Annotated in this window: 16 protein-coding genes; 8 read left to right on the top strand and 8 right to left on the bottom strand. The window is 59.7% G+C overall.

All coding sequences use genetic code 11. The features are described from left to right. Nucleotides 1-80: 80 nt before the first annotated feature. Together RDL77_RS19265 and RDL77_RS19260 are read right to left on the bottom strand one after the other, a co-directional pair. Nucleotides 81-581, bottom strand: coding sequence for a hypothetical protein (locus tag RDL77_RS19265; protein ID WP_288194330.1), 501 nt, complete (start codon nucleotides 579-581; stop codon nucleotides 81-83). 4 nt (nucleotides 582-585) lie between these two features. Further along, nucleotides 586-1,194, bottom strand: coding sequence for a CGNR zinc finger domain-containing protein (locus tag RDL77_RS19260; RefSeq protein WP_288194329.1), 609 nt, complete (start codon nucleotides 1,192-1,194; stop codon nucleotides 586-588). A gap of 65 nt (nucleotides 1,195-1,259) precedes the next feature. Between RDL77_RS19260 and RDL77_RS19255 the strand changes: the two genes are divergently transcribed. Further along, entirely contained in the window at nucleotides 1,260-2,159 is a 900-nt protein-coding gene (locus RDL77_RS19255; protein ID WP_288194328.1) for a branched-chain amino acid ABC transporter permease, read from the top strand. On the opposite strand, the gene RDL77_RS19250 is transcribed toward RDL77_RS19255, so the two are convergent. Then, nucleotides 2,156-2,905, bottom strand: a complete 750-nt coding sequence (locus tag RDL77_RS19250; protein ID WP_223615942.1) for an SDR family NAD(P)-dependent oxidoreductase — start codon at nucleotides 2,903-2,905, stop codon at nucleotides 2,156-2,158. The genes RDL77_RS19255 and RDL77_RS19250 overlap by 4 nt on opposite strands. A gap of 269 nt (nucleotides 2,906-3,174) precedes the next feature. On the opposite strand from RDL77_RS19250, the gene RDL77_RS19245 reads away from it, so the two are divergent. Together RDL77_RS19245 and RDL77_RS19240 are read left to right on the top strand one after the other, a co-directional pair. Next, nucleotides 3,175-3,756 carry a TRAP transporter small permease subunit gene (locus tag RDL77_RS19245; protein WP_223615941.1) on the top strand — a complete coding sequence of 194 codons (582 nt, stop codon included), beginning with the start codon at nucleotides 3,175-3,177 and terminating at the stop codon, nucleotides 3,754-3,756. After that, nucleotides 3,749-5,512, top strand: a complete 1,764-nt coding sequence (locus RDL77_RS19240; protein ID WP_288194326.1) for a TRAP transporter large permease subunit — start codon at nucleotides 3,749-3,751, stop codon at nucleotides 5,510-5,512. Before RDL77_RS19245 ends, RDL77_RS19240 begins: the two co-directional genes overlap by 8 nt. A 66-nt stretch (nucleotides 5,513-5,578) precedes the next feature. Here the strand turns inward: RDL77_RS19240 and RDL77_RS19235 are convergent, their stop codons facing one another. Continuing rightward, entirely contained in the window at nucleotides 5,579-6,685 is a 1,107-nt protein-coding gene (locus tag RDL77_RS19235) for a TRAP transporter substrate-binding protein (protein WP_288194325.1), read from the bottom strand. 259 nt (nucleotides 6,686-6,944) lie between these two features. On the opposite strand from RDL77_RS19235, the gene RDL77_RS19230 reads away from it, so the two are divergent. Continuing rightward, a complete protein-coding gene (locus RDL77_RS19230) occupies nucleotides 6,945-7,715 on the top strand; it encodes a gamma-glutamyl-gamma-aminobutyrate hydrolase family protein (RefSeq protein ID WP_288194323.1) in 771 nt (256 codons plus the stop codon). A 6-nt stretch (nucleotides 7,716-7,721) separates the two neighbouring features. On the opposite strand, the gene RDL77_RS19225 is transcribed toward RDL77_RS19230, so the two are convergent. The 4 genes from RDL77_RS19225 to RDL77_RS19210 form a co-directional block, all read right to left on the bottom strand. Then, nucleotides 7,722-8,165, bottom strand: a complete 444-nt coding sequence (locus RDL77_RS19225; RefSeq protein ID WP_288194321.1) for a hypothetical protein — start codon at nucleotides 8,163-8,165, stop codon at nucleotides 7,722-7,724. A gap of 98 nt (nucleotides 8,166-8,263) precedes the next feature. Continuing rightward, entirely contained in the window at nucleotides 8,264-9,283 is a 1,020-nt protein-coding gene (locus RDL77_RS19220) for a LacI family DNA-binding transcriptional regulator (protein WP_223615936.1), read from the bottom strand. Between the two features lie 157 nt (nucleotides 9,284-9,440). After that, on the bottom strand, nucleotides 9,441-10,334 hold the full coding sequence (locus RDL77_RS19215; RefSeq protein WP_288194319.1) for a DMT family transporter: 894 nt from the start codon (nucleotides 10,332-10,334) through the stop codon (nucleotides 9,441-9,443). 89 nt (nucleotides 10,335-10,423) lie between these two features. Beyond that, the gene (locus RDL77_RS19210) at nucleotides 10,424-10,915 is read right to left on the bottom strand and encodes a MarR family winged helix-turn-helix transcriptional regulator (protein WP_223615934.1); all 492 of its coding nucleotides are present in this window, start codon (nucleotides 10,913-10,915) and stop codon (nucleotides 10,424-10,426) included. Nucleotides 10,916-11,215: 300 nt separating this feature from the next. Between RDL77_RS19210 and RDL77_RS19205 the strand changes: the two genes are divergently transcribed. The 4 genes from RDL77_RS19205 (at nucleotide 11,216) to nth (ending at nucleotide 14,990) form a co-directional block, all read left to right on the top strand. Beyond that, nucleotides 11,216-12,001, top strand: a complete 786-nt coding sequence (locus RDL77_RS19205) for a creatininase family protein (protein WP_288194317.1) — start codon at nucleotides 11,216-11,218, stop codon at nucleotides 11,999-12,001. A 109-nt stretch (nucleotides 12,002-12,110) separates the two neighbouring features. Beyond that, a complete protein-coding gene (locus RDL77_RS19200) occupies nucleotides 12,111-13,217 on the top strand; it encodes a GTP-binding protein (RefSeq protein ID WP_288194315.1) in 1,107 nt (368 codons plus the stop codon). Next, complete coding sequence (locus RDL77_RS19195; protein ID WP_288194313.1) at nucleotides 13,217-14,191, top strand: WD40 repeat domain-containing protein; 975 nt, start codon at nucleotides 13,217-13,219, stop codon at nucleotides 14,189-14,191. Before RDL77_RS19200 ends, RDL77_RS19195 begins: the two co-directional genes overlap by 1 nt. A gap of 79 nt (nucleotides 14,192-14,270) precedes the next feature. Beyond that, nucleotides 14,271-14,990: an endonuclease III gene (gene nth, locus RDL77_RS19190; protein WP_288194311.1), complete on the top strand. Its 720-nt coding sequence runs from the start codon at nucleotides 14,271-14,273 to the stop codon at nucleotides 14,988-14,990. Nucleotides 14,991-15,169: the final 179 nt, after the last annotated feature.

Here is a 15,169-nt window from a genome sequence, read left to right as displayed (position 1 = left end):
ACAATTACCAATTCCTAAAGCGACTGCGTGGGCGTCATGAAACCGCCATCCCGTGTATGGATGCCCCCTGGCACCAAGGATCACGCCGGACAGGCAACAGCATCGCTGTCGGGCTTGTCCTTGTCCGGGTTGGGATCGTAGAACGGACCGATGACCAGCGGCCTGTTGGGCAGCACCGATTCATCCGTGTCCGATATCATCGTCCGGTCGATTGTCTGCAGCAGCTTGCCTCCGGCATCCCTAAGGCGGATCGTCACCTTGTAGCCACGATCGGCCTTCACGCACTTGACCGGCGGACTGTCGACCGAAATCTTTTCGGCTGCGGGCCAGACATTCTGCCGGACAATGAAAGGCTCTCCTCCGGCCGGGTTTTCAAAGGTGGTCTCGAGCATGGCATCATCCGGCACCTTGCGGACCTTTGTCAGCGTCAGATGATAGGTTGCCTGGGCAATCCGGTAGTTGAAGACAAACAGCTTTCCGGCAACGGCGAGGTAATCCCCCTCGCCCGAATCGCGGCAGGCTCCCAAGGCCAATGCGCCCGCCAGTACGGGCAACAGGACAAGGCGGCGCCAGTGATTCATGCTCCTATCCATGGCCGGATTCCGATGGTTCGCGATTGCGGCGATAGTGTCTTTGCGCCTTGGCCCGGTTTCCACATACGGTCATGTCACACCAGCGGCGGCTACGGTTGCGGCTTTCATCCAGATAAAGCCAATGGCAGTTCGGGCAGATCTTGATCCGCTCCAGCCGCGCCGGCTCCAGAAGGCGCATGGCGGACAGGAAAGCGGCGGTGCCGAGCGACAGGTCGCGTTCGCCTTTGCCTGCGCCCGGCAACGCCAGATCCTGCCTGCCCGGTTCATCGCACACCAGCGCCGAGCCAAGCTGCAGAAATGCCGCCATGTTCGCAGGCGGGAGCCCTCCACCCCGCACGGCCGTGCGAAAGAGCTTATTGATGGCTTCACGCACATCGATAAGCCGGTTGATCTGCGCTGGCTGCACCGGCGGGTGGAAGCGGGCATCGCCCCACTCCGCCTGCCGGAATTGCGCCGCCGCTTCGGCAAATCCCCGCAGTTCCGAACGGTCTGAAAACCGGTCCAGCGCGCGGTCGCGCGCGTCACGAAAAACCACCGTATTGGCCAGGTCAAGAGCCAGCACGCCGCCACTGAATCGATGTGCATTCCAGTCAAAGGTCATGGCGAAATTCTAACTGGTAAAATCGATTTTGCAAGTTAGTATATAGGAGAATCTGCGGGTGACCGATGACCTATTTCCTTCAATTGCTGATCAATGGCATCCACAACGCCGCGCTTTATGCGCTGCTGGCCTATGGCTATGTCCTGATCCACGGGCTGACCCATCGAACGGATTTGTCGCTCGGCGCCCTGTTTGCCTTTTCAGGCCAGACATTCATCCTGGCCACGGCGTTCGGCTGGACGGTCCTGTGGATGACCTTGCCGCTGGCGCTCGGGTTCGGGCTGGCCGTTGCCGCGGTGTATGTCGGGCTCGGCGGCTATGCCATCGCCAGACTGATCTACACGCCGCTCGAGGCAGGGAACAGGAACACGATTCTGGTGGCGACGCTCGGCCTCAGCATTTTCCTGATGGAACTGTCGCGCCTGGCCGCCGATACCAGGGATTACTGGCTTCCGCCCATGCTGGCCGAGCCGGTGCATGTGCTGGGCACGGCCGTCGATATCAGCCTGACACAGATTCAACTCGTCAACATCGGCGTGGCCCTGATCGTCATCGCCTTCGGTGAAGTGATCATGCAACGCACATCCGCAGGGCGGATATGGCGTGCGGTGAGCGACGAGCCGTTTGCGTCATCCATGTGCGGGATTGATCCGCGCCGCGTGCGGACACGGGCAATCCTTGCCGCCTGTGCGGTCTGCGCCCTCGCCGGCTTTCTCGCAGCGCTGTACTACGGCAATGTCAGCTTCAATACCGGAATGATCTTCGGTCTGAAGATCCTGTTCATCACCGCCGCCGGAGGCCTGTCGAGACCGCTCCACGCGGCATTGGGCGCGGCGGCTGTCGGTGTCATCGAATCCCTGTGGGGCGGATATTTTCCGGTCCTGTGGCGCGATGCCGCCGTCTTCGCGCTGCTGGTCTTTGTTCTTGCGGTGCGCACCAACAACAACGAAGCGGAGCGAATTTAACCCTGCAGGCTGTGGCCGCCATCGATGGTGATGACGGTGCCGGTGATGTAGCTGCTGGCATCGGAGGCGAGCAGCAGAACGGTGCCATCGATATCCTCAGGCTCGCCGAGGCGGCGCATCGGGTTCTTGCCCTTGAGGAATCCGTGCGCCGGGCCGCTCATGATGGATTCGTTGAGGCGCGTCGGAAACCATCCTGGCGCAATGGCATTCACCCGAATCGCATGCGACGCCCATTCCAGCGCCAGGGAGCGGGTCATCTGGCTGATCGCCGCCTTCGACATGGCATAGCCCGCCGACCCCTTGACCGGCGCATCGGCAAGGATGCTGGAGGAATTGATGATCGATCCGCCGACCCCGGCGGCAATCATCCGTTTGGCCGCTTCCTGCGCGATGAAAAACGCGCCCTCGACATTCACTTCAAAAATATGCCGCAGCTGTTCGCGCGTCGTGGTGAGCGCCCGTTCCATCGTGGCGACACCGGCATTGTTGAAAACCACCGTGACCGTTCCAAGCTTCTGCTCGGCCTCGTCGAACGCGCGCTCGATATCGTCGGCAACCGTCACATCGGCAATAATATTGAGAATATTTGGGCTGTGCTCATTGTCCGGCGCGGGTGTGCGCGAAATGGAGACAACATTCGCGCCATGCGCGGCAAGCACATGAACCATCCTGAGCCCCAGACCTGAGGACCCGCCTGTTACCGCAATGGTCTTTCCTGCAACGGAAAGAGAAGAGGCACTTGTCATTACAATAAATACCAACCCCGGATTGTTTTATCCACTGTTAGACTGCCCATGCAGCGATGACAACCACCGAACCGCCGCCGTATGAAAACAAAGGCCGGGCTGCAACATCCCGGGTTGCTGCACCGGTATGAGGCTGGTAACAGTTCAGATGGAATATCGGGAGGGACAGCCGAAACGAAGGCATTGCCGCCGTTTTGACGAGCGGCCAAGGGCTGTCCGGGCGCTTTTCCCGGCAACGGAGGGTTGCCGGACTGAGGGGGAGGAACTGCATGTCGGCTTTGCTTGCCGTATCGAGAGCCATTGACCGCTTCAACGAATTTATTGGCCGCAACGTCGCCTGGCTGATTTTCCTGGCCGTGGTGGTGAGCGCCGGCAACGCCATCGTGCGCAAGGTGTTCAACCAGTCATCCAATGCCTGGCTGGAATTGCAGTGGTTCCTGTTTGGCGGCGCGTTCATGCTGGCCGCGGCCTATACGCTGCAGCAGAACGAGCATATCCGCATCGACATCGTCTACGGCGCCTTTTCGCGCCGGGTGCAGCACTGGATCGATCTGCTCGGGCATCTGTTTTTCCTGATGCCCTTCGTCCTGCTCATGTGCTTTTACTTCGTCCCCTATGTCAGCCTGTCCTATCGCAGCGGCGAAGGCTCGCCCAGCGCCGGCGGGCTGGTGCAATGGCCCGGCAAGCTGATCCTGCTGGTCGGCTTCCTGCTTCTGGCCATTCAGGGCATTTCGGAAATCATCAAGAAGATTGCGGTGATGCGCGGCGATATCCCCGATCCCAATCCGCCTCTCAGCCTCGAAGAGATTGCGGAGCAGGAAGTCGCCATGGCGGAGGCGCGCAATGATTGAATTTATTGCGCAGAACATGGCGCCGATCATGTTCGTTTCGCTGATCGTCTTCATGCTGATCGGCTACCCCGTCGCCTTTGCCCTTGCTGCAAACGGGCTGCTGTTTTTCTTCATTGGCGTCGAGCTTGCCCCCTATTCCAACGGCACGATCACCCTCGACTGGCCGTTTCTTTACGCCCTGCCCGAACGGTTCTGGGGGGTGATGTCGAACGACACCCTGCTTGCCATTCCGTTCTTCACCTTCATGGGCATCATCCTCGAGCGCTCCGGCATGGCCGAGGACCTGCTCGATACGATCGGCCAGCTGTTCGGTCCGATTCGCGGCGGCCTCGCCTATGCCGTCATCTTCGTCGGCGCCCTGCTCGCGGCCACCACCGGCGTCGTCGCGGCATCGGTCATCTCCATGGGCCTGATCTCGCTGCCGATCATGCTGCGCTACGGCTATGACCGCCGTGTGGCATCCGGCGTGATCGCCGCATCCGGCACGCTTGCACAGATCATTCCGCCATCCCTCGTCCTGATCGTTCTCGCCGACCAGCTCGGACGTTCCGTCGGCGACATGTATCATGGCGCGCTGATCCCGGGCCTCGTGCTGACGGGTCTCTACATGGCCTATGTCCTGACCCTGTCCATCTTCAAACCGAAATCCATGCCGGCTCTTCCTGTCGAGGCGCGCACATTGGGATCGGGCGTCACATCGCTCATCGTTGCTCTGGCCGTTGCCGGTGCGATCGCCTACACCGCGATTGTCTGGCTGAAACCCGTGGCGGGAACCAACGCGGATATCTGGGGCGCGACCATCGGCACCATCGCCGTCTACGCATTCGCGCTGGCAGACCGCTCATTCCACCTCAATCTGATGTCACGGCTGGCGCAGCAGGTGATCATCGTTCTCATTCCGCCGCTCGCCCTGATCTTCCTCGTGCCCGGCACGATCTTCCTCGGCATCGCCACGCCGACGGAAGGCGGCGCCATGGGGGCCGTCGGTGCCCTGCTCATGGCCGCCTCGAAGGGTCGCCTCAGTTTCAGCGTGATCAATCAGGCGCTGGCGTCAACGACGAAACTGTCATCCTTCGTGCTCTTCATCCTGCTCGGAGCCCGTGTGTTCTCGCTCACCTTCTACGGCGTCAACGGCCAGGTCTGGGTCGAGCACCTGCTGGTATCCCTGCCGGGCGGACAGGTCGGATTCCTGATCGTCGTCAACATCCTCGTGTTTTTCCTGGCGTTCTTTCTCGATTTCTTCGAGCTGGCCTTCATCATCGTGCCGCTGCTTGCGCCTGTCGCGGACAAGCTCGGCATCGACCTGATCTGGTTCGGCGTGCTGCTCGGCATCAACATGCAGACCAGCTTCATGCATCCGCCCTTCGGTTTTGCCCTGTTCTATCTGCGTTCCGTGGCGGCCAAGGTGCCCTATATGGACAAGATCACGGGCAGGAAAATCCAGCCGATCACCACCGGGCAGATCTATTGGGGCGCCGTGCCCTTCGTCGGCATCCAGATCGTCATGGTGGCCCTGACGATCATGTTCCCGCAAATGGTCATGCACTACACCGGCCCTGCCAGCACGATCAATCCGGCGACGATCCAGATTCCCAATTCCGATCTCGGCGGCGGGCTTGGCGGCGGTTTGGGTGGTGGCCTTGGCGGCGGACTGGGCACCGACCTCAGTGCACCGCCGCTTGGCGGTCCCGCGCCCAATCCGGCGCCGCCCGCGCAACCGGCGGCACCGGATTTGAGCCAGCCGCCGAAAATGTGACGGCAGGACACGAAAAAGCCCGGCATCGCTGCCGGGCTTTTGTTTGCTCAAAACGAAACGGCTGGCTTAGAGCTTGCCGTTGCGCTGCTGGACCATCATGAACGTGTCGAAGGTGTATTCGGCCACCTGAGCGTAAAGGAAATGCTCGTTGCGGAAAGCCTTGATGGAGTCCCAGATCTTCTTGAACGGCGCATTGGTCGCTTCAATTTCGGCATAGACCGTATTGGCCGCCTCGAAACAGGCATTGAGGATTTCCGGGGTGAACGGACGCAGCTGCGCCCCGCCGGCAACCAGCCGCTTGATGGCCGGAGGGTTCACATAGTCATACTTCTGCAGCATGCTCGCATCGGTTGCCTGGGCCGCCGTGCGGAACAGCGACTGATAGCTCGGCGGCAGCGAATCCCATTTCTGCTTGTTGACCATGAAGCTGACCGTCGGACCGCCTTCCCACCAGCCGGGATAATAATAATAGGGCGCCACCTTCTGGAAGCCGAGCTTTTCATCGTCATAGGGGCCAACCCATTCGGCGGCATCAATCGTGCCCTTTTCGAGCGATGGATAGATGTCACCGCCGGCGATCTGCTGCGGCACGACACCCAGCTTTTCCAGCACCTTGCCGGCAAAACCGCCGACGCGCATCTTGAGGCCCTTCAAATCCTCGACGGTCTTGATTTCCTTGCGGAACCAGCCGCCCATCTGCACGCCGGTATTGCCGCCCGGATAGGCTTGCAGGCCCTGCTTGTTGAAGAACTCGTTCATCAGGTCAATGCCGCCACCCTGATACTGCCAGGCATTCATGCCGCGGGCATTGAGCGCGAAGGGTACGGCTGCACCCAGAGCCCAGGTGGGGTCCTTGCCCCAGTAATAATAGGCAACGGTGTGGCACAGTTCGACAGTACCCGCTGCGGCCGCATCGGCAGCCTGCAATCCCGGAACAACTTCGCCGGCCGCGAAGGGCTGGATGACGAAATTGCCGTCCGTGGCTTCTTTCAGGTATTTCGACAGAACCTCGGCACCGCCATAGATCGTATCGAGTGATTTTGGAAATGACGACGCACAGCGCCACGTGATCTTCGGCATCGACTGCGCGATTGCCGGCGCGGCCAGTGTGGTAGCCGCAGCCGCCCCCGCGCTGGCATATCCGGCATTCCTGATGAATGAACGACGATCCATATACTCTCCTCCAGTATTTCGGTTCAGACCCCCCGGACAAACAGTCCATTTCTCCCGGTCCGCCGACCACCATACACACTCGACTCTTCAAGTCCAGTCGCTGAAAACACAAACGGGGCGCGGTGCAAAGCCGGCGAAAATCCGGGAAAACCTCACAGAAAAGCCGTCTTTGCGGCCGAAAGGCTCTCAGGGCCGGGCCCATTGGAAACACCCCCGAACTGCACTACATTCTATCAAGATTTGTTTATGGAGCATCCCCATGCGGCAGCCACTCGTCGCCATCACATCAGACGTTCGTGCCTTTGAAAATTACACGTGGCACGCAGCGCCCGATCAGTATCTGAAGGCTGCCTACGAGGCAGCGGGCGTCATCCCCCTGATTGTCCCGTCTTTCGGCGAAGGCCTCGATATCGATGCCATTCTTGACGGCGTGGACGGGGTTCTGGTCACAGGCTCCAAATCCAATGTCCATCCCGCACTCTACGGCGTCGAGCCCACCGAAGCACACGAGCCCTACGATCCCGCCCGCGACGCGACCTCATTGCCCCTGATCCGGCGCGCCATCGAGCGCGGTGTTCCGCTGCTCGCCATTTGCCGCGGCATTCAGGAGCTGAACGTCGCGCTTGGCGGCACGCTCGCCACCGAGATACAGGAACTGGATGGCCGCATGGATCACCGGGCGCCGCAATCAGAGCAGCAGGCGGAGCGTTTTGCCATCCGCCATCCCGTGCGCATCAAGCCGGGCTCGTGCCTCGCCAATGTCATGCAGGCGGATACGGTTCAGGTCAATTCCGTGCACCGGCAGGCCATCGACAAGCCGGCGGCCCAGCTGGATATCGAAGCGGTGGCGGAGGATGGCACCATCGAGGCCGTGTCGGTCAAAAACGCCCGCGGTTTTGCTGTCGGCGTGCAATGGCATCCGGAATATTGGGTGAAAAGCGACAGCCCGTCGCGCAAGATTTTTGCCGCTTTCGGTGATGCCGCCCGGGCGCACAAGGCCACCCGTGAAAGGCTTCAGGCGGCAGAATGATCCCGGCTAGAACAGATTCAGCCCGCTCGCCGACAGCGAGAGCAGGACGGAACGCGGCGCAACGCTGACATAGGCCCGTCCATCGCCGGGGCTGAATTCAACGATGGTTTTCCCGGACTGATCCGCAAGAGCGATGGTTCCGTCCTGATTGTTGCGCCACTCCGTTGCGTCGGCCAGGGGCGCATACAGCGCCGCACACTCCCTGGCGACGCGCAGCGCGTCATGCCCTGCAATGCCGTTGCCTTGCGGGAATATCTTGCACTTTGCCGCGCCTCCCGGGCTGCTGATGAGAAAGGCGGGCCGGTCGAAATCTGTCAGTCCGATGGAGGCGGTCGTCGTCGGATCAACCTGCACGGACGGCGCGCTGGCGGACGACAAAAAATTCCCAAGCACCGCAACGGCGGCGAAAAAGGCGGCAAGGCCAATCCCGGCAGGCAAACTCAGCTTCACGACGATCTCCCCGGGGATTACTGGCCTGGAGGGACCTTAGGCAAACAGCCTTAATCAAGCTTTAAGCCGCCTGTTGAAAACACGGCTGTGAACCGGACTTACCGTTCCTTGGGTTTGGATGTGGACTGCCGGATGCGCAGTTCCGGCTTGATCAGCTCCTGCCGTGCGTGGGTATCCGCCCCATTGAGCTGGTCGAGCAAGGCGCGCGCGGCGCGCTGGCCGACCTCGCGCTGGCCGTTCCACACGGTCGTCAGCGCCGGCGTGGCAATCGCCGCTTCTTCCAGGTCGTCATAACCGGTCACGGAAATATCCACGCCGGGCACCAGCCCGGCACGGGCAATGCCGTTCATCATGCCGATGGCGGCCAGATCATTCCAGCAGACGGCCGCCGTCGGATGATCCTTCAGCGCCAGAAACTGCGGCGCGGCATCAAAACCGGCCTGTTTGGTGCGCGGCCCGGGAATGCGCCATTCCGGCTTGACCTCAAGGCCGGCCTTCTGCATCGCCAGGAGATAACCTTCGTAGCGGTCGCGGCCCGTCGACGTCTGGTCCGTGCCGCCGACCATGGCAATCCGCGTGTGCCCGAGTGAAATCAGATGGTTCGTTGCCAGGCTGATACCGTAGGAATCATCCCCCCGGAACACGGGCACATTGGCATCCTTGACCGTACGCGCAATCAGGACGACCGGCAGACCATTGTCTTCCGCCATGCGGATATCTTCGGCCGGGGTGCCGATGGCCGGCGACATGATGACGCCGTCACCGCCCAATTGCAGAACGGTCTCGATGAAGGTGCGCTGCTTGTCGAGCTGGTCGTAATGGTTCGACAGGATGAAGGTCTGGCCGGAGCGATCAAGTTCTCCTTCGATTGCCCGCAAAATTTCGGCAAAGAACGGGTTCATGATGTCGTGAACCACCACACCGACAATGCCCGAGCGCGACGTGCGCAGGCTGGCCGCCCGGCGGTTGTAGATATAACCGATGGCGCGCGCGTGTTCCTTGATCTTTTCGCGGGTCTGATCGGCGACAAGCGGACTGTCGCGCAACGCAAGCGACACGGTTGCCGTGGACACTTTCAGCGCGTCGGCAATTGTCGATAGTTTGATCTTTTGCGCCAAAAACCGCCTCCCCGCCGTCTAGCCAGACATGTACCCGGACAAGTACATTGTCATTCTCTGGCGTTATGCCACTGCAACCCGATAAATCAAAGCCCTTTCGCCGCCCGTGCCCCGCAAAGCAGCAATTGAACCGGTGACGTGCGGATGCGGACTGCGATCAGGACCGCCGCCGCAACCGGTGTTCGCGATGCACGACGTAAAGCCCGCTGCCAATGACGATAACCGCGCCAACAAGCGTGTAAACATCGGGAAACTGGCCGAAAAACACATATCCGAACGCGAGCATCCAGACGATCTGCAGAAACGGATAGGGCGCAAGCGCAGCCGTGGTCGCGCGCCGGTAGGCCAGAATGATCAGATAGTGCCCTACCCCGCCGAAGAAACCGAGCATGAGCAGAAGCGCAATCTGGAACCATGTCTGCGGCATCACGGCTTGGGTGATGGCGGGCGAAATCAGGACGGCAGGCGCGAGCGCTGAAAAAAAGATCAGGCTTTCCGGTGATTCGGTGGCAGCCATGCGGCGGGTCAGCAGCACGTAGAGCGAATAGCTGAGCATGGCCAGTATCGAATAGGGCAAGCCGGGATTGAGCGTTCCGAAGCCGGGCCGCGCAATGATCAGCACACCGATGAATGCCACGATGATCGCCGCCCAGCGGCGCCAGCCGGCCCATTCCCCCAGCAATGGTCCTGCCAGGGCGGCAATGACCATCGGCGCGGCGAAGGTGATCGTGATCGTCTCGCCCAGCTGCATTGTCTGCAGCGCATAAAAATTGAAATAGGTGGAACCGAACAGGCACAGGCCGCGCAGCAGCTGAAAGCGGATGCTCTTGACCCTGAACAGCGCCGGATTGGTCCAGCCGCGAAAGAAGATGAAAACCAGCACCGTATGCTCGGCAAACCGCATCCACGAAATGAATGCGGGCGGAATACCCTGGAGAACCAGATATTTGGCGCTCGAATCCAGGCAGGAAAACAGGATGCCCGCCGCAAAGATATAAAGAATTGCGGCAGCAGGAACGGCTTCCTGGGAGGAAGGAGCGGGTACAGGCAAGGAGCTAACCAATCAGACGGCGGGACGTGCCGTCATGTTAGCAATTTCACATCATTTGTAACGGTAAATCACCACGAGCGACGAGAAAATTACTCTTCTTCTCCCTCATCCTCCTCGTGATCGTCCTCCGAGCCGGTCTGGCGCAGCAGTTCGGCAGCCGACAAATTGATCTCCAGCCGCTGCAGCATTTTGATCAGGGCTTTGCGCTCTTTTTTGTCGAAGCCCTTCATCGCATCCTTCTCGGTCTTGCGGATGGATTTTTCGATCGCCCGGATCGCCTCATTGCCGGTATCGGTCAAAAAGATATGGGCCTGGCGCTGATCGGTCGCCGACCCTTCCTTCTTGACGAAACCCTGTGTTTGCAGCCGGGAGATGGTTTTGGTGATCGTCGGCGGCCGGACACCCAGGCGTTTTGCCAGAACGCTCGGCGAAAGGCCGTCTTCGTGGGCCAGTTGCAACATGACGGCATCCTGCCCGGCGTAGAAACCATGGGCCAGCAGCCGGGTTGCCAGTGCCGTTCGCGTCAAGCGAGCGGTTGATTGCAGACGATGAAGGATGAGAGGCTTGCGTTCCTTGACCATTCAAATTCCTGCTCGCTATGAACCCATTGTCCGGTTGATGATAAGGCGGCTAGCTCTTTTTGGTAAATGGCAATTATCAGGCGAAGAATATCGGCGCTGCGCAGTCCGCAATTGTATGGAAAACAGATCTTGGCGCCCCAACATTCAGCTCCGCACCATAAGTCCAATCCCCCCGATGAATCCGCGTTACAATTCTTATATGACATTCTGATGAAATTTGCCGACGAATTGCTGTTGCGCTTGAAATAAGCCTGTAAAAATCCGGCCTCCGGCGCCTATCCTCGTGGCATCGCGACAATTATGCTAACAGGGTCCGTCAAACCGCGTGAGTGCCCCATGCCCGCTTCTTCCGCCAGAACCATTGCCCTCCTTCCGCTTGGTGCCCACGAGCAGCATGGCCCGCATCTGCCCTTCGACACCGACACGCTGATCGCGCAAGGGTTGACGGAACGGCTGAAACGGGCGCTTCCCCCCGCACTTGCGGTCGACATCCTGCCGGTTGAACCCGTCGGCTACTCCATCGAGCATATGGATGTGGACGGTACGAAGACCCTCGCCTTCGATGCGGCTGTCCGCCGCTGGATCGACATCGGCAGGCAGGTTGCCGGCCGCGGCCAGTCCAAACTGGTGATCCTCAACGCCCATGGCGGCAATGCGCCGCTGATGACCATCGTCGCGACGGAACTGCGCGTGCATTGCAATATGCTTGCCGTGGCAACAAGCTGGACACGGTTTGGTTTGCCGGATGGCTTGATTTCGCCGGAAGACAAGGCGCTCGACATTCATGGCGGCTTTATCGAAACATCGGTGATGCTGGCGCTCTACCCGGAAACAGTTGATATGACAAAGGCGCGGGACTTCGATTCGAACCAACGCGCCTATATCCGGGACTACAAGCACCTGCGCGCCTACGGCCCGCATGCCTTTGGCTGGAAGATGTCGGATCTCAACCGGCTGGGCGTTGCCGGCAATGCCGCCCGCGCCACCGCAGAAGCGGGCGAACAGATCATTGCGCACAGTGTGCGAGGCATCATTGAACTGCTCGAGGATGTCGACCGCTTCGACGTTTCGGTCTTGCGGCCTTGACAGGCTCAATCCGGTTGAACAAACCATTCATGCAATTGAATATAGTTGATGTAGCAAAAGCGGCGGCGATCACCTATATCCTGTGTTCATCCATTCAAAGAGGCACACGATGAGTGAAGCTCAAACGACCACCAGTGCTGCGCCGGATGCGGCGCGCATCCCCCAGATCCCCGTCACCGTGCTCACCGGCTATCTCGGCTCCGGCAAGACGACGCTGCTCAACCGCATTCTCAGCGAAGATCACGGCAAACGTTATGCGGTCATCGTCAATGAGTTCGGCGAGATCGGCATCGACAATGATCTGATCGTCGAATCCGACGAAGAAATCTACGAAATGAACAATGGCTGCATCTGCTGCACCGTGCGCGGCGACCTGATCCGCGTGGTCGAGGGCCTGATGCGCCGTCCCGGCCGTTTCGATGCCATCATCGTCGAAACAACCGGCCTTGCCGATCCCGTCCCTGTCGCCCAGACCTTCTTCATGGATGATGATGTGCGCAGCAAGACCATGCTGGATGCCGTCGTGGCGCTCGTCGACGCCAAGCACCTGCCGCTGCGCCTGAAGGACAGCCGCGAGGCGGAAGACCAGATTGCCTTTGCCGACGTTGTTCTGCTCAACAAGACCGACCTGGTCACGCCGGAGGAACTCGCCGCCGTCGAAGCCACGGTGCGCGCCATCAACCCCTATGCCGTCATCCACCGGACCGAGCGCGCCGACATTGACCTGACGCGGGTGCTCGATCGCGGCGCTTTCGACCTGACGCGCGCGTTGGAAAACGATCCGCATTTCCTCGACCACGATCACCCCGATCATGCCTGCGGGCCCGATTGCGATCATGATCACGATCACGATCACGCGCATCATCATCACGATCATGACCATGGGCATCACCACCATGATCATGCATCGCCGATTCATGACACCACGGTCGTCTCGGTCTCCTTGCGCGTCGGCGAGCTCAATCCCGACAAGTTCTTTCCGTGGGTGCAGAAGATCACCCAGGAACAGGGCCCGAATATCCTGCGTCTCAAGGGCATTCTTGCCTTCCGGAACGATCACGAGCGCTATGTCATCCAGGGCGTCCATATGATCATCGAGGGCGATCATCAGCGCGCGTGGAAAGACAACGAGAAGCGCGAGAGCCGCCTTGTCTTCATCGGCCGTGAACTCGACCATGATGCGCTGAAATCCGGACTTGAAAGCTGCCTTGCCTGATGCCGACCATTGCCCCGCTAGACCTCGCCGGCCATTGCGTTGATGCGCGCTTTATCCAGGATGTCCCGTTCTTCGCGCTTGCCGACGGTAGCGTGCATCGGCTCGACAATGGCCACAAGACCGTGGAAGCCCATGACGGCCTGCTTTGCGCCGTACCATCCGTCGATGGCAAGTCATTGCTTACAAGTGGCGAGGATGGCCGCGTCTGCTCAATCGGTCTGAATGGCGAAGTCACCGAACTCAGCAGGATACCGCGCAAGTGGATGACGGCGCTGGCGGCGGCACCGAATGGTGCGGTGGCCTATGCATCGGGAAAGACTGCCTGGGTGCGTGCACCCGACGGATCGGTGCGTGAATTCACCCATGAACGCAGCGTCGAAGGGCTTGCCTTTGCGCCCAAGGGCATGCGGCTGGCGGTCGCGCGCTACAATGGCGTGACACTGCATTGGCCGGCGACCAACGGCACGCCGACCGAACTTGAATGGAAGGGTGCCCATGTCTCGGTGATCTTTTCGCCCGACAACCGTTTTCTCGTTACCGCCATGCAGGAAAACGCCTTGCATGGCTGGCGCCTGGAAGACAACCGCCACATGCGCATGACGGGTTATCCCAACAAGGTCAAAAGCTGGTCGTGGAGCCCGAAGGGCAAATGGCTGGCGACTTCGGGCGCCCCGGCAACGGTCGTCTGGCCGTTTTCCGGCAAGGACGGACCGATGGGCAAGGCGCCGCTGGAGCTGGGAACCCGCGGCGACAGCGCGGTGACGGCAGTGGCCTGTCATCCGGTCGAGGATATCGTCGCCATCGGCTATGCCGATGGCATGATCCTCGTCGGACGCTTCGGCGATCAGAAGGAAGTGCTGCTGCGCCGTCCCGGCAAGGGCGCGGTTTCGTCCATGGACTGGGACAGAACCGGGCACCGCCTGGTGTTCGGCAGCGAGAGCGGCGACTGCGGGGTTGTCGATATCACGGCTTAAAAAGTCGATCATTTTTCGCTTCGTGATTATCAGTTGATTTGTTCGCGTTTTGTTCTATAATTCAATCATGCAGTATAGTTTGGATTTTGGAACTCCGAACCAGCTTGATATTATCCATAATCGCTTGAAAGCACATTATGGAAGCCCCGCTGCCGGGTTAAGATTTTCGCTCATAGAGATGCTTGTTGTGGCGATGCTGGGGAGCCGCACTCGTGATCATGTATCGTTAAGAGCTTATCATAAGCTGCAAAGGAAGTTTGAAACGCCCCAAGTTCTGGCTTACGCTGATCCCGAAGATGTCTATGGCTGTATTCGCGAGATCACTTTTGCAAGGACATACGCAGCCTACATTCCCGAAGCTCTTCAGGCCATTATCCGGAAATGTGGTGCACTGGATCTGGAATCATTACGCAGTATGGCAGTGGAACAAGCACTGACGTGGCTTCAAAGCTTGCGCGGCGTGGGGCCAAAAATCAGCGCATGCGTCCTAAATTTCAGTGAACTGCAGATGCGCGCATTGGTGATCGACACCCATTACCTACGCTTTGCGTTGCGCTTCCAACTTGTTCATGGGGATATGCGGGCCAATGCTGCAGCTGCAATACGCGCCATTCAACGTCTGGTACCAGACGCGTGGCTCGCCGCGGATACAGAACAGCATCATGTGCTGGTAAAGCGGCTGGCACAGGAATTTTGCGTTTCGGGGACACCTCGATGTCATGGCTGTCCTTTACAGGATGCATGCCCTTATGCCGCTTTCCGGGGCTTTGGGCGGCCGCGCTCAGGCTCTGGGTTATGATCCTGAGGATGTGCGCTATGTTGGAAGGTTGCTTTGGTTGTTTGCGGTGCGCGGCTTTGCCCGTTCGGGTGTTAAAACAGTCCGGTTGACTGCTTTCCGGGGCTTTGGGCGGCCGCGCTCAGGCTCTGGGTTATGATCCTGGCGAAGTGCGCTATGTTGGAAGGTTGTTTGGTTGGTTG

The sequence above is a fragment of the uncultured Phyllobacterium sp. genome (assembly GCF_902479695.1).
GTDB classification, from domain to species: Bacteria; Pseudomonadota; Alphaproteobacteria; order Rhizobiales; family Rhizobiaceae; genus Phyllobacterium; species Phyllobacterium calauticae.
This window is presented reverse-complemented; position numbering and strand designations above follow the sequence as displayed.